The organism is Curvibacter sp. GW821-FHT01G03, from assembly GCF_059422285.1.
In genome coordinates this window covers 39578-53329 of record NZ_JBWKWP010000009.1, presented here as the reverse complement: position 1 = coordinate 53329, position 13752 = coordinate 39578, and the positions used below count along the sequence as shown (strand labels likewise).

The 13752-nt window shown below is 67.0% G+C and carries 10 protein-coding genes; 3 read left to right on the top strand and 7 right to left on the bottom strand.

All coding sequences use genetic code 11. The annotated features are described in order from the left end of the window. Positions 1 to 3: 3 nt before the first annotated feature. A complete protein-coding gene (fdnG, locus tag AC07VS_RS14420) occupies positions 4 to 3072 on the bottom strand; it encodes a formate dehydrogenase-N subunit alpha (protein WP_494751302.1) in 3069 nt (1022 codons plus the stop codon). A 288-nt stretch (positions 3073 to 3360) separates the two neighbouring features. Here fdnG and AC07VS_RS14415 point away from each other — a divergent pair, with 288 nt between their 5' ends. From AC07VS_RS14415 to AC07VS_RS14405, 3 genes are all read left to right on the top strand, one after another. After that, the gene (locus AC07VS_RS14415) at positions 3361 to 3933 is read left to right on the top strand and encodes a TetR/AcrR family transcriptional regulator (RefSeq protein ID WP_492349858.1); all 573 of its coding nucleotides are present in this window, start codon (positions 3361 to 3363) and stop codon (positions 3931 to 3933) included. Positions 3934 to 4008: 75 nt separating this feature from the next. After that, the gene (locus AC07VS_RS14410; RefSeq protein WP_494657007.1) at positions 4009 to 4482 is read left to right on the top strand and encodes a (2Fe-2S)-binding protein; all 474 of its coding nucleotides are present in this window, start codon (positions 4009 to 4011) and stop codon (positions 4480 to 4482) included. Between the two features lie 19 nt (positions 4483 to 4501). Beyond that, positions 4502 to 6748 (top strand): xanthine dehydrogenase family protein molybdopterin-binding subunit, encoded by a 2247-nt coding sequence (locus tag AC07VS_RS14405; protein WP_492349860.1) that lies wholly within the window; start codon positions 4502 to 4504, stop codon positions 6746 to 6748. Positions 6749 to 6768: 20 nt separating this feature from the next. On the opposite strand, the gene AC07VS_RS14400 is transcribed toward AC07VS_RS14405, so the two are convergent. The 6 genes from AC07VS_RS14400 to AC07VS_RS14375 form a co-directional block, all read right to left on the bottom strand. Continuing rightward, positions 6769 to 8469: a diguanylate cyclase domain-containing protein gene (locus tag AC07VS_RS14400; protein WP_492349861.1), complete on the bottom strand. Its 1701-nt coding sequence runs from the start codon at positions 8467 to 8469 to the stop codon at positions 6769 to 6771. Positions 8470 to 8543: 74 nt separating this feature from the next. Further along, positions 8544 to 9533 (bottom strand): ribose-phosphate pyrophosphokinase, encoded by a 990-nt coding sequence (locus tag AC07VS_RS14395; RefSeq protein ID WP_494751301.1) that lies wholly within the window; start codon positions 9531 to 9533, stop codon positions 8544 to 8546. Further along, positions 9514 to 11097: a thymidine phosphorylase family protein gene (locus tag AC07VS_RS14390; protein ID WP_492349863.1), complete on the bottom strand. Its 1584-nt coding sequence runs from the start codon at positions 11095 to 11097 to the stop codon at positions 9514 to 9516. Before AC07VS_RS14390 ends, AC07VS_RS14395 begins: the two co-directional genes overlap by 20 nt. A 126-nt stretch (positions 11098 to 11223) precedes the next feature. Next, positions 11224 to 11775, bottom strand: a complete 552-nt coding sequence (yfiB, locus tag AC07VS_RS14385) for an outer membrane lipoprotein YfiB (protein WP_494751300.1) — start codon at positions 11773 to 11775, stop codon at positions 11224 to 11226. Positions 11776 to 11811: 36 nt separating this feature from the next. Continuing rightward, the gene (gene dgcN, locus AC07VS_RS14380) at positions 11812 to 13131 is read right to left on the bottom strand and encodes a diguanylate cyclase DgcN/YfiN (RefSeq protein ID WP_492349865.1); all 1320 of its coding nucleotides are present in this window, start codon (positions 13129 to 13131) and stop codon (positions 11812 to 11814) included. Beyond that, positions 13128 to 13724, bottom strand: coding sequence for a YfiR family protein (locus tag AC07VS_RS14375; protein WP_492349866.1), 597 nt, complete (start codon positions 13722 to 13724; stop codon positions 13128 to 13130). Before AC07VS_RS14375 ends, dgcN begins: the two co-directional genes overlap by 4 nt. Between the last annotated feature and the right edge of the window lie 28 nt (positions 13725 to 13752).

The window sequence follows — 13752 nt, the reverse complement described above, 5'->3', positions numbered from 1 at the left end:
TCCTCAAACCTTCTCGACCTTGACCAGGAAGGTCTTGAACTCAGGCGTGTTGCTGTTGCCGTCGCCCACAAAAGGCGTCAGCGTGTTGGCCAGGAAGCCCGGCTTGGTCACGCCCTTGAAGCCCCAGTGGATCGGGATGCCCACGTGCTGCACGGTCTTGCCCTCGATCTGCATCGGCTTGATGCGCTTGGTCACCAGGGCCACGGCCTTGATGTAGCCGCGCTTGGAGCTGACCTTGACCATGTCGCCGCTCTTCACCCCCACCGACTCGGCCAGGCTCTCGCTGATCTCGACGAACTGCTCGGGTTGCGTGATCGCGTTGAGCAGCGCGTGCTTGGTCCAGTAGTGGAAGTGCTCGGTGAGGCGGTAGGTGGTGCCCACGTGCGGGAACTCGTCGGCCTTGCCGAAGGTGTCCCAGATGCCGGGCAGCACGCGCGCGGCGGGGCTGCTGGTGGCCTTGGGGTTCTTCGGGTGCATGGGGTTGTAGCCCAGCGGGGTGTCGAAGGGTTCGTAGTGCGTGGGGAAAGGCCCTTCGTTCATGCCCTTGCGCGCGAAGAAACGTGCCACGCCTTCAGGGTTCATGATGAAGGGGCCCGTGCCGGTGTCGGGGCCCAGGGTGGGTCCGATGTCGGGCACATCCGCCCCCGTCCAGGCGCTGCCGTTCCAGCCGATCAGCTTGCGGTGCGGGTTGAAAGGCTTGCCCGCCACGTCGCACGAGGCGCGGTTGTACAACACCCGGCGATTCGCCGGCCAGGCCCAGGCCCAGTTCAGCGTGTTGCCGATGCCGGTCGGGTCAGCGTTGTCACGCCGGGCCATCTGGTTGCCTGCCGAGGTCCAGGAACCCGCCCAGATCCAGCAGCCACTTTGCGTGCTGCCGTCGTCGCGCAATTCACCGAAGCCACTGAGCTGCTCACCGGCCTTGCGGATCACCTTGGTCGGGTCCTTGGGGTCGGTCAGTTGCACCAGGGCACGGCCGTTGGACTCTTTGGCCACCTCTTCCGGACGTGGCTCCTCGGGGTCGGCGTAAGGCCACCACAGGTTGGCGATCGGATCGGGGAACTTGCCCCCCTCGGCCTTGTAAAGGGCCTTCAGGCGCAGGTGCAGCTGCGACATGATGTAGATGTCGGTCTTGGCCTCGCCCGGCGGCTCGGCCGCCTTCCAGTGCCACTGCAACACGCGCGAAGAACTGACCACCGAGCCTTCTTCTTCGGCAAAGCAGGTGGTCGGCAGGCGGAACACCTCGGTCTGGATCGAGGCGCTGTCCACATCGTTGTACTCGCCGTGGTTTTTCCAGAAGTCGGCGGTCTCGGTGGCCAGCGGGTCCATCACCACCAGGAACTTCAGCTTGGACAGGCCGTTGCGCACGCGGTCCTTGTTGGACAGCGAGGCCAGGGGGTTGAAGCCCTGGGCGATGTAGCCGTTGACCTTGCCCTGGTTCATCAGCTCGAAGATCTGCAGCATGTCGTACTGCTTGTCGAGCTTGGGCAGGTAGTCGTAGGCCCAGTTGTTCTCGGCCGTGGCCGCCGGCCCCCACCAGGACTTCATGAGGCTGACGTGGAACTTGGGATAGTTCTGCCAGTAGCTCATCTGCCCCGGGCGCAGCGGCATCTGGGTGCGCGCAGCGATGTATTTGGCGTAGTCCTGCTCGGCCTGGCCCGGCATGGTCAGGTAGCCCGGCAGGCTGGCCGACAGAATGCCCAGGTCGGTCAGGCCCTGGATGTTGGAGTGGCCGCGCAGCGCGTTCATGCCCCCACCGGCGATGCCGATGTTGCCCAGCAGCAGTTGCACCATGGCGCCGGTGCGCAGGATCTGTGCGCCGGTGGAATGCTGGGTCCAGCCGAGGGCGTACAGGATGGTGGCCGCACGCCCGGCCTGCGCCGTCGACGCCAGCTTCTCGCACACGTGCAGGAACTTGGCTTTGGGCGTGCCGCAAACCTTCTCCACTTTTTCAGGGGTGTACTCGGCATAGTGCTTTTTCAACCACTGGTACACGCAGCGCGGGTGTTGCAGCGTGGGGTCGGTCACCACGTAGCCATCGTGGCCGATCTCGTAGTCCCAGCTGGCCTTGTCGTAGCTGCGCTTTTCAGGGTTGTAGCCCGAGAAGATGCCATCGTCGAAGGCGAAATCTTCACGCACGACAAAACTGAAGTCGGTGTAGTTCTTGACGTACTCGTGATGGATCTTGTCGTTGGTGAGCAGGTAATTGATCACTGCACCCAGGAACACCAGATCGCTGCCCGAACGGATGGGGGCATAGAAGTCGGCAATCGAAGCCGAGCGATTGAAGCGCGGGTCGACCACCATCAAGTGCGCCTTGTTGTGCGCCTTGGCCTCGGTCACCCATTTGAAGCCGCAGGGGTGGGCTTCAGCGGCATTGCCGCCCATGATCAAAATAACGTCCGCGTTCTTGATGTCGACCCAATGGTTCGTCATCGCTCCACGGCCAAACGTCGGGGCAAGACCTGCCACCGTCGGGCCGTGTCAGACACGTGCTTGGTTGTCGAGTGCAAGAAGGCCCCAGCTGCGGGCCACTTTGTGCGTGATGTAACCGGCTTCGTTGCTGGCGGCCGAGGCGGCCAGCATGCCGGTGGTGAGCCAGCGGTTCACGGTCAGCCCATCGTCGGTCTTTTCGACGAAGTTGGCGTCGCGGTCTTCCTTGAGCAGCTTGCTGATGCGGGTCAGCGCGTCGTCCCACGACAGGCGTTTCCACTCATTGGAGCCCGGTGCCCGGTACTCGGGGTACTTGAGGCGGTTCGGGCTGTGCACGAAGTCGAGCAGGCTGGCGCCCTTGGGGCACAGGGTGCCACGGTTCACCGGGTGGTCCGGATCGCCTTCGACGTGGATCACCGACAGCTTGGCGTTCTTGGCGCCATCGCCCAGTGAATGCATGAGGATGCCGCAACCCACCGAACAGTAGGTGCAGGTCTGACGGGTGACGGTGGTGGCCGCCAATTTGTACTGACGGACTTCCGCCAAGGCTGTGGTGGGTGAGAAACCCATCAGGGCCAGGCTGGAGCCCGCCAGAGTCGAACCAGTCACTTTCATGAACTGGCGTCTGGAGAGTTGCACCATGGGGGTACCTTCTTGATTGGAGCAGGCCGAAATTCTAGGTTGAAGCCGCGACCCACATTTGCAAAATAGCGCAAAACGTGAGCGTTTTCCATGGGTATTTCACGCATATCAAGCAATTTGCCGGGATTATTGACGGATTAACTCCGAATATCAGCTTGATAATCCTGCGAAATTGACACATTCAAAAAACTTATCAAGCCACTCAACCCCACCGGCCTTCCGCTTGTCAAAGGGCTGAATAGCCTTGGTCTTGAAAGATGAATTTATATTCGTCTATGATCCGCCGACATGAAACCCAAGGACGAAGAAAAGCTGCGCGCCATCGCCGAGGCCACTTTCACCCTGGTCGAGCAGACCGGGCTGAGCGGCCTGACCATGGCCGCCATTGCCCGTGAGGCCGGGTTGGCCACCGGCACGCTGTATGTCTACTTCAAGTCCAAGGAAGAATTGATGGTGGGCCTGTACGAGCAGGCCAAGCGCCAGACCGCCGCCAGCCTGATGCAGGGCGACGACCCGTCGGCCCCCTTCCGACAACGCTTTCGCCGCATGTGGGACAACTGGCTGGAACACCGGCTGGCCCATTCGGCCCAGGTGGTCTTTCTGGAGCAGTACTACAACTCCCCCTGGTTCAGCGAGGCCAGCCGACAGCTGTCAGCCCAACTGATCAAGGGCTGGATCGACCTGATCGACAACGCCAAGGCGCAGCAGATCCTCAAGGACGTACCCACCCCGCTGCTGATCAGCAGCTTTGCCGGCTCGGTGCGCGAAACCGCCCAATTGCTGCGCAACGGCAGCCTGAACCACACCCCCGAGCAACTCGGCATGGCCTTTGGCCTGTGCTGGGACGGCATCAAGGCCTGACCCGCCCACCCCTGAATTCACCGGCCGAATCCGCCCTTTAACCGAATAAATATTCACCCAAAGAGGACCCACCCCATGAGCACCCTGAACATCAACGGACAGAACCACGAGGTTGACGTGGACCCGTCCACCCCCATTCTCTGGACCCTTCGCGACACCCTGGGCATGACCGGCACCAAGTTCGGCTGTGGCGCGGCCCTGTGCGGTGCCTGCACCGTGCACCTGAATGGCCAGGCGATCCGCTCGTGCGTGACGCCGGTGTCGGCGGCCAGTGGCCAGAAGATCACCACCATCGAAGCCGTCACCGGCGGCAGCGACAAGGTGGGCCAGGCCGTGCACCAGGCCTGGGTGAAGCATGACGTGGCCCAGTGCGGCTACTGCCAGAGCGGGCAGATCATGTCGGCCACCGCCTTCCTCAAAACCCTGCCGCGCGGCAAGCTGCCCAGCGAGGCCGAGATCGACACGGCCATGGCGGGCAACATCTGCCGCTGCGGCACCTACGCGCGCATCCGTGCCGCCATCACCGACGCCGCCAAGGCCCTGGCCTGATTCCCAGAAGGAGCACCTCATGAACTTCGACCCAGCCACCTTCGAACTGCCCCGCCACCTGCAGGCCCTGATGCAACGCGAGCAAAGCGCCAGCGCCCCTGCGGCCGGCGGCCTGCCGCGCCGCAGCTTTCTGAAACTGGGCGCCCTGAGCGGCTTTGCGCTCGGCGCCTTCCCCTTGGGCACCCTGGCCCAGGACGCGGCCCAGCCGGCCACGCTCAAGCCCACGCAACAGCCCTCGGCCTTCCTGCACATCGGGGCCGACGGCAGCACCACCATCACCATCAACCGGCTGGACTTCGGCCAGGGCGTGCAGACCTCGCTGCCCATGATCCTGGCCGAAGAGCTGGACGCCGACTGGTCCAAGGTGAAGAGCGTTCACGGCAGCAATGACCCGGCGTATGTCGACCCCTTGTTCGGCCTGCACATCACGGGCGGCTCGGGCTCGATCGCGCACTCGTACACCCAGTACCGCGAGTTGGGGGCCCGCGCCCGCGCCATGCTGGTGCAGGCCGCAGCAGCCCGCTGGAAGGTCGAGCCAACCGGCCTGCGCACGCGAAACGGCCAGGTGATCGGCCCGGCCGGCCAGCAACTGGGCTACGGCGAACTGGCCGAGGCCGCCATGGCCCTGCCGGTGCCCACCCGCGTGACGCTGAAAGACCCGAAAGACTTCCAGCTGATCGGCCAGCCCACGGGACGGCTCGATGCAGCGGCCAAATCCAGCGGCCACCAGGACTATGGCATCGATGTGCGCCTGCCCGGCCTGCTGACCGCCGTGGTGGCCCACCCGCCGGTGTTTGGTGCCCGACTCCAGTCGGTGGACGACAGCGCCGCCCGCGCCATCAAGGGCGTGAAGGCGGTGCTGCGCATCCCGGCAGACCGCGGTGGCGAAGCCGTGGCCGTGCTGGCCGAAGGCTACTGGGCCGCCAAGCAGGGCCGTGACGCCCTCAAGCTGGAATGGGACAGCAGTGCCGTCGAAAAGGTGGACAGCGTGCGCCAGTTGGCGCAGTACCGAGCCCTGGCCACGCAGCCCGGCCCGCGCCGCTTCGACGCCGACGTGTCGGCCCTGGACAAGGCACCGCACCAGATCAGCGCTGAGTTCATCTTTCCTTACCTGGCCCACGCGCCCATGGAGCCGCTGAACTGCACCGTGCGCGTTGAAGCGGGCAAAGCCGAACTGTGGGTGGGCACCCAGATGCCGGGCCTGGACGGCATGGCCGCGGCCACCGTGCTGGGCCTGCCGCCGCAGAACGTGCAGGTGCACGTGCAGATGGCCGGAGGCGGCTTCGGGCGCCGCGCCATCCCCAGCAGCGACTATGTGGTGGAAGCCGCCCAGGTGGCCAAGGCCGCCCTGGCTGCAGGCATCAGCGCGCCGGTGCGCCTGCTGTGGAGCCGCGAGGACGACGTCAAGGGCGGGTACTACCGCCCCATGCACCTGCACACTGCACGCATCGGCTTTGACGGCCAGGGCCGCATCCAGGCCTGGGACCACGTGATCGTGGGCCAGTCGATCCTGGCAGGCTCGCCCTTCGAGCCCATGATGGTCAAGAACGGCATCGACGGCACCGCAGTGGAAGGCATGAAGGAGCCCTACGAGATCCCGATGCGCCTGACCGTGCAACACCCCAAGGTGAATGTGCCGGTGCTGTGGTGGCGCAGTGTGGGCTCGACCCACACCGCCTTCGTGATGGAAACACTGATCGACGAGATCGCCCGCACCACCCGGCAAGACCCCGTGGCCTACCGCATGAAGCTGATCGGCGAACAACACCCGCGCCACAAGGCCGCGCTGCAACTGGCGGTCGAGAAGTCAGGCTACGGCAAGAAGAAGCTGGCCCCGGGTCGCGCCTGGGGTGTGGCGGTGCACGAGTCGTTCAACTCGGTGGTGGCCTATGTGGTCGAAGCCTCGCTGAAAAAGGGCGTGCCCACGCTGCACAAGGTGACGGCCGGCGTGCACTGCAACCGGGTGATCAACCCGCGCAGCCTGGAAGCCCAGGTACAGGGCGGCGCGCTGATGGGCCTGTCGATGTGCCTGCCCGGCGCCGCCATCACCCTGAAGGACGGCCAGGTCGAGCAGAGCAACTTCGGTGACTACGCCGTGCCCCGCATCACCGCCATGCCGCAGATCGCCGTGCACACCGTGCTCAGCGACGACGCCCCCACCGGCATGGGCGAGCCGGGCCTGCCACCGCTGGCCCCGGCCTTTGCCAATGCCGTGGCCCGACTCAGCGGCAAGCCCGTGCGCGAACTGCCCTTCAAGCAGGGTTGAGAAAGGGCCGGGCCGCCCCCTCAACCAGGGGGGCGGGCCTGTGCCTTCTTGCGGGCGTACATCGCCAGATCGGCCTGGCGCAGCAAGGCATCGGCCTGGTCGGCATCGTCAGGGCACAGGGCCACGCCGATCGAGGCCCCCACCTGGAAGGCCCGCGATTCCACGCTGATCGGCTGGCTCAGGGCCTGGTGCACCCGTTGCACCAACTGGCGCGCCTGCTCGCGGCTTTGCACCCCGCGCTGCAGCACGGCAAATTCATCGCCCCCCAGGCGGGCCACAAAGTCGGCCTCGCGGGCGATCGAGTTCAGGGCCTTGGCCACCCCGACCAGCACCAGGTCTCCCACCGCATGACCGTATTGGTCATTGATGGGCTTGAACCCATCCAGATCCAGGTAAAGCACCGCGCAGCCCACGCCGGTGCGACGGGCCAACGAGACCTCGGCCTCCAGGCACTCCATGAACATGGCCCGGTTGATCAGGCCGGTCAGCGCATCATGGTGGGCGGCAAAGCGGATGCGTTCCTCGTCGAGCTTGCGCTGGGTGATGTCGGTCACGGTGCGCAACAGGCCGCCGTCCTCAATCGGAAGGTTGCGCACCTCGATCACCCGACCATTGGCGCGCCGGCGCTCATAGCGTGGCAGATGAGGCGAACGCCCGCCCGCCTGGACATACTGCTGCACCCTGTCAGGCGCCCCCTCAAACTCATGGTGGGCACGCTGGTAGTCCAGCACCTCGGACAGGCTCATGCGCTGCCCCATCCACTGCCGGGGCAGCTCAAGCAAGTCCAGGAAATTCAGATTGCACAACTCGATCATGCCGTCGGCGCCAATCAGGGCAATGCCCTGGTCCAGGTTCTCGACAGTGGCCTCCAGCAGCACCGACTTGTGACGCAGTTGCTGCTCGCGCTCACGCGCCAGGCGCTCAGCCGCTTCCAGGCGCTGTTGCTGGCGCTTGATCTCGGTGATGTCGACGTGGGCATAAAAAGCCTCGCCGCCCCCGGTGGGACGGGCAATCACACGGCAAAAGCGGTTGCCCGGCAAGGGCAGCTCAAACGGCGCCCCCGAAAAACGCAAGTGGTCCTTCAGCACCTGCAGGCCGGCGGCATACAGTTCGTGCTGGGACGTGTTGAGCGCCAGATCCTGCTGCCAGGCCGCCTCGAACACCTGCTCGAAACCGCTGCCCAGGGCCGAATGTCGATCACGCAAGCCATACATCAGGACAAATGATTCATTGACCCACTCGATGCGCCCGCCATCCAGCCCACACACCATCAAGGCATCAGGCACCTTGTCCAGCAGCACAGGCCCGCCGACCGGGAGCACGGCGGGCGATCCCTCCGGCGCGGCCGCCTGAGGGGCCAAAGGTGCTTCGCTGCGCCACAGGCGCATGCGCCCCACCCCGGGCACCGGCAGCGACGACACCCGCAGGTGCCGCCCCAGGTGCTCAAACTCATACGGTTGGTTCTGTTGCTGGTGGCGCGCAATGCCTGCCTCGATGTAGTGCTCGATGCCGCAGAGTTCTTGCGGGCTCAGGCGCCCGCTGTAGAAACGCCGCAGGTTGAGGCTGTAGTGCTCTCCCTCGTGCACCTGCCCATCGTGCTCCGGAAAGAAGCGAAAGAAGCAGCGATTCCAGGCCAGGGCCCGGTCCTGGTCGTCGAAGACGCACATGGCGATCTCCAGACCATCGAGAATTTCGCCAAAGGTTTTCAGTTGCTGCAGCATCGGGTTCCCGGTCCGAAGGACCCCAGGCCGGTCTGCCGGGGGTTTGAGCCCCATGATAAGCGCCGTTCGTCGGTTCAGGTCTCAGAAATGACCCTCTGTCCATCATCGCGTGGCACCAGGTCCAGGCGCTGATAAAGCCCGGCCAGGGCCTGGGCCACCGCGCCCACCACCGAGACGGCGTTGCTCGGGTGGGCAATGCAGTCGGTGCTCCAGACCTGGCCCACGCCGGCGGCCTGCAGGCGCTGCAGCGCGTCGCCGGCAAACAGCGCATGGGTGACGGCCACATCCACCGAGCGGGCGCCGGCCGCCAGCAGCAGTCGGGTGGCCTCGATCAGGGTCTGGCCCGAGCTGGCCACGTCGTCCATCAACACCACCGCCCGCCCGGCCAACGCCGGCGCCAGCCCCGCGGGCAGGGCGATCTCGACATGCCGGTCGCCGTGGCGCAGCTTGCGGCACACCGCATGGGCCCAGCCGTGGGCCTGGGCTGCGCTGCTCACCCATTGCAGCGATTCTTCATCGGGGCCCAGCAGCAGCACGTCCTGGCGCTGCGAGGCGATCCAGGCCCCCAGCAAGGGGGCGCCACTGAGCACGATGGCATCGGCCAGCGGCACAGCCTCTTGCAGCGTGGCGACCCGGTGCAGGTGCGGGTCGACCGTGATCAGGGCATCGAACAGGCCGGCCAGAAAGCGGCCCACGATGCGCTGGCTGACGGCCTCACCCGGCTGGAAGGCGATGTCCTGGCGCATGTAGGCGAGGTAGGGGGCCACCAGGCACAGGTGCCGGGCCCCGAGCTGGCGTGCGGTGTCGGCCAGCAGCAGCAGCTCGACCAACTTCTCGTTGGGCTGGTGCAGCGAACGCCACACCACCACCCGCGGCGGCAGGGCGGGCGGCAGGCGCAAGCGCCACTCGCCGTCCGGAAAGCGGTGGCGCTCCACCACCGCAAGCGGCAGGCCGGCGGCCTCGGCAGCGCGGCGGGCCACGTCCTGTTCATCGTCAAAACAAAGCAGCACCGGGGTGTCTTCTGCAAAGGGCATGGTCGGGTCCTCAGGATTCAACAAAGACATGAGGCACGGCCTCCACCGCACCGATCTGGTAGCCATGGCCGCGCTGGCAGGCCTGACGGGCAAACTCCAGGTCGGCACCAAAGCCCGCGTGCACCCGGTACAGCAGGTCGCCCGGCGCCACCGGATCACCCAGTTGGCGCATCAGGTCCACCCCGGCCCCCTGCACATGAGGTGCCCCGGCCAGGCGGGCGATGCGCGCAATCTGCAGGTTGTCGATGCTGGTGACCACTCCCGCCTCCGTGGCCCGGGCCTCAAAGCTCAGTGCCCCCAAAGGGGGGTTCTGGTAGTCGAAGGCGCAGGCGCCCTGGGCCTCGATGATGGCGTTCATCTGGGCCAGGGCGCGGCCGGACTCCAGGATGTCACGCGCAATCGCATAGCCCTCGCCCCCGCGCACGTCGGGGTGGCATTCGATCAGCCGGCCGGCCAGGCGCAGCGATTTCTGGCGCAGGTCCTGCGGGGCCTCGGGGTCGTTCTGCAGCACCTGCATCACGTCGCGCGCCTCCAGCACCGGCCCGATGCCGCGGCCGATGGGCTGGCGCCCGTCGGTGATGACCACGTCCAGCGACAGGCGCATGCGGGTGGCCACGTACTCAAACAGGCGGCGCAGGCGCTGCGCCTCGGGCATGGAGCGTACCTTGGCGGTGGGGCCGATGGGGATGTCCAGCACCAGATGGGTGGCCCCGGCGGCGATCTTCTTGGACAGGATGGAGGCCACCATCTGCCCTGGCGAGTCGATGGACAGCGGCCGCTCAACCGAGATCAGCACATCATCGGCCGGCGACAGGTCGGCCGTGCCGCCCCAGGCCAGGCAGCCGTGGTGCTGGCGCACGATGTCGGTCAGGCGATCGAAGGGCAGCTCGACCCGGGCCAGCACCTCCATGGTGTCGGCCGTGCCCGCGGGCGAGGTGATGGCTCGTGACGAGGTCTTGGGAAACACCAGCCCGTAGGCCGCCACGATGGGCACCACCAGCATCGAGGTGCGGTTGCCCGGAATGCCGCCGATGCAATGCTTGTCCACCACCACGGGCTGGCGCCAGTCGAGCCGGCGCCCGGTCTTGACCATGGCTTCGGTCAGGAAATAGACCTCTTCGCGGTCCAGTTCGCTGCGGTTGCTGGCCACCACGAAGGCGGTCAACTCGATCTTGGAATACCGGTGCTGGGCGATGTCACGGATGATGGCGTCGAAATCGGCCTGCCCCAGGCGCTCGCCGTCCAACTTGCGGAACAGCGCCGGGATCGACTCGGGCGGTTCGGCCTGCGACACCGTGGCCGGGTGCCCGTCCTCGACGCCCAACTGGGCAAAGGCATCCTGCGACAGGCCCACCTCGCCGCAGCCCACCAGCCCGGGGTCGTCCACCACGTTGAGGGTGGCCAGGATGCGCCGCCCGTTGGTGCGCACCTCGACCTTGGACAGGGCCTGAAAGCCTTCGGCGCGGTAGACCTCGCAGTCGCGGTGGAGGTAGGCGACGTTCTCGCGGTAGGTGTCGATGGCCAGGCGCCGCAGCTTGAGGCTGGGGCTGAGGGGCACTGTGGCCGTGGCCGGTGCAGACACGGATTCGCTCATGCGGACTCTCCTTGAATGGCCCGGGCCTGCTGCCCGGCACCCGTCCATTGTCCACCCGGAAAACCGACGAACGGGCCTAGCATGGCGCCCACGTGACGCGCCGGGCGCGCCTCAGGCCGATACCGCTCAGAGTGAGCTCACGATGATGGTGACGCGGCGGTTCTGCTGGCGCCCGGCCTCGCTGCGGTTGTCCTCGATCGGGCGGCTGAAGCCGAAGCCCTGGTGCCGCACCTGGGCCGGTTCGAAGCCGCGCTCCACAAAGGCCTGGGCCACCACCTGGGCGCGCCGCTCGGACAGGCGCTGGTTGTAGGCCGCCGCACCCTGGTTGTCGGTGTGCCCTTCGACGGTAAGGCGGGTGATACCCAGGCTTTGCAGCGTGCGGGCCAGGCGCTCAATCGCCGCGATGGCGTCGGCGGACAAGGAAGCGTCGTTCACCGGGAACACCACACGCCCGGCCAGGTCCAGCTCCCAGCCCTGCTCGGTGGGCCGGAAGCCCAGTTCGCGCAGCGCCGTCTCGCGGGCAGCAGGGGCCGCCACGGCCACCGGCGGACCCGAGGCGGGCGTGGGGCCGGCACAGCCGGCCAGCAGGCTCGACAAGCCGACCAGGGCAGTGACCAGCCCCAAGGACAGGGTGGCAGGGCATCGGATCGGCGGGTTGGATTGGCCAGCCAAGGTCATGGGGGGTCTCCAGTCAGATCAGGCGGGGGCCCAGCGTCATGGTGACGCCGGCTCGGCTTGGGGCATGGCCCGGTCATGCGCCACGGAGGGGCGCACCTTGTCTCGGTACATGGCGGCATCGGCGGCGCGCACCAGCTCGTCCACGCTGGTGCCCTGGGCCGGGAACAGGGCCACGCCGATGCTCACACTCAAAGGCAGGGTGAGGCCGTTGTCCAGCTGAAGCGGCTGGGCCAGGGCGCCGCGCAGCCGGTCCACGCACAGGCGCACCTCCGCCTCGTCCCCAACCGGGAACAGCACCGCCAAAAACTCGTCGCCACCGTGGCGGGCCACGAAATCGGACTCGCGCACGGCCGACTGCAGGCGTTGCGCCAGCTCGACCAGCAGCGCATCGCCCACCGCATGGCCCAGGGTGTCGTTGACCTGCTTGAACCGGTCCACGTCGATGAACAACACCGCGGCCTGGCCACCCTGACGCTGGCAGCGCTCGAACACGGCCGCCAGGTGTTCAAACAGGTGGCTGCGATTGGGCAGCCCGGTGAGCACGTCGTGCTGGCTGGCGTGGCGCAGCGATTCATTGCTGCGGCGCAGATCGTTGTGGCGCGCAGCGATGCGCCGCTGCTGTCGCTGCAGTTCAACCAGCAGCGCGTTGAAATCGTCGGCCAGGGCATTGAGCTCCAGCACCGAGGTGGGCGCCGCCCGGCGCTCGAAGCTTCGGCTGGCCCGCACCGCCCGGGTCAGCTCCACCATGGCCCGCAGGGGCTGCACAATCAAGGCGGTGAGGCGCCGCGACACCGCCCACACCGCCAGCGCTGTCACGGCCACGCAACCCAGCAAGGCGAGCAGCAGCCAACCCAGGTCAGCGAGCAGAACGCGACCATCCGAGCGCAGCTGCACTTCGCCCAGCCCGCCCGCGCCGGGCCCACCGCCCTCCACCGGGGCCGTCACCGGCTGGGGCAGAAACACGGCGGCCACCCGACGCGCCAGGCCGTCGAAGGCGCCCAGCCCGGGGCGCTCCACCTGCAGCAGGCGCTGCCCGCGCGCATCGAGCACCGTGACCGAGGCCAGTTGCTCGCGTTCGGCCAGTTGCTCGGCCAGCTCACGCAACGCTTCAAGATCACGAAAGCGGATCGCGGGTTCGCCCGCAAAGGCCAGGGAATGGGCAGCCATGACCAGGGCATGCCGGGCGTATTGCTGCAGCGAATACAAACTGGCCGCACTCATGAACAGCCCGGCACAAGCCAGGGCCACACCGGCGCTGCGCCACTGCCCCAGGCGCACCAGGCGGGCCACGCTGCGCACTGGGCGACGACCTGAGCGCAACGGCCTGCTGCGGGGGGTTGGCAGGGGTTGGCTCATGGTCGCCCCCCTGTCGGTCTGACGGTCAGTTGCAACAGCCGGGCATTGACCCGCAGGCCGCCATAAGCGATCGCATCGAGGTTGGCCTTGATCTGCCAGCCCTGCGGCCCCTGCAACAGGCAGAACTTGCCGCCATAGGAGCAGAAGTCGTCGCCCAGCCCCAGGGTCAGGATGGGGTGGCGGTTCAGGCGCAGCAACAGCGGCTGCAGACCGCGCACCGGCAGGGCGCCAAAGTAGATGGCCTGGCAGTCGAGCAGGCTGTCGGCCAGCTCGGCGCGCAGGCTGCGCAAGCTGCTGTGCACCGGGGGCAGGGCCTGGGCGCCCAGGGCATCCAGCTCACGCGCCAGGGCCACCGAGTCGGCATCGACCTCGTTGAGGCACAGGCGGTGGCTGGCCAGGGGCTGGGGCCAACGGGTGTAGTGAAGAATGCCCAGCAGCAGCTCGGGCAAGGCCGGCGGGCGGGCCGTCGGTGAAACCGGGCCGGCCGGGGCCGCCTCAGGGTTGACCTGGGCGGGGGCCGGCGTGGCACAAGCCGACAGGGCCATCGCCAGGGTGGCCCATCGCCAGGTCAGGGATCGCAAACGGGTCAACATCAATCGGAACCAGGCCCGGGGCGGAAGC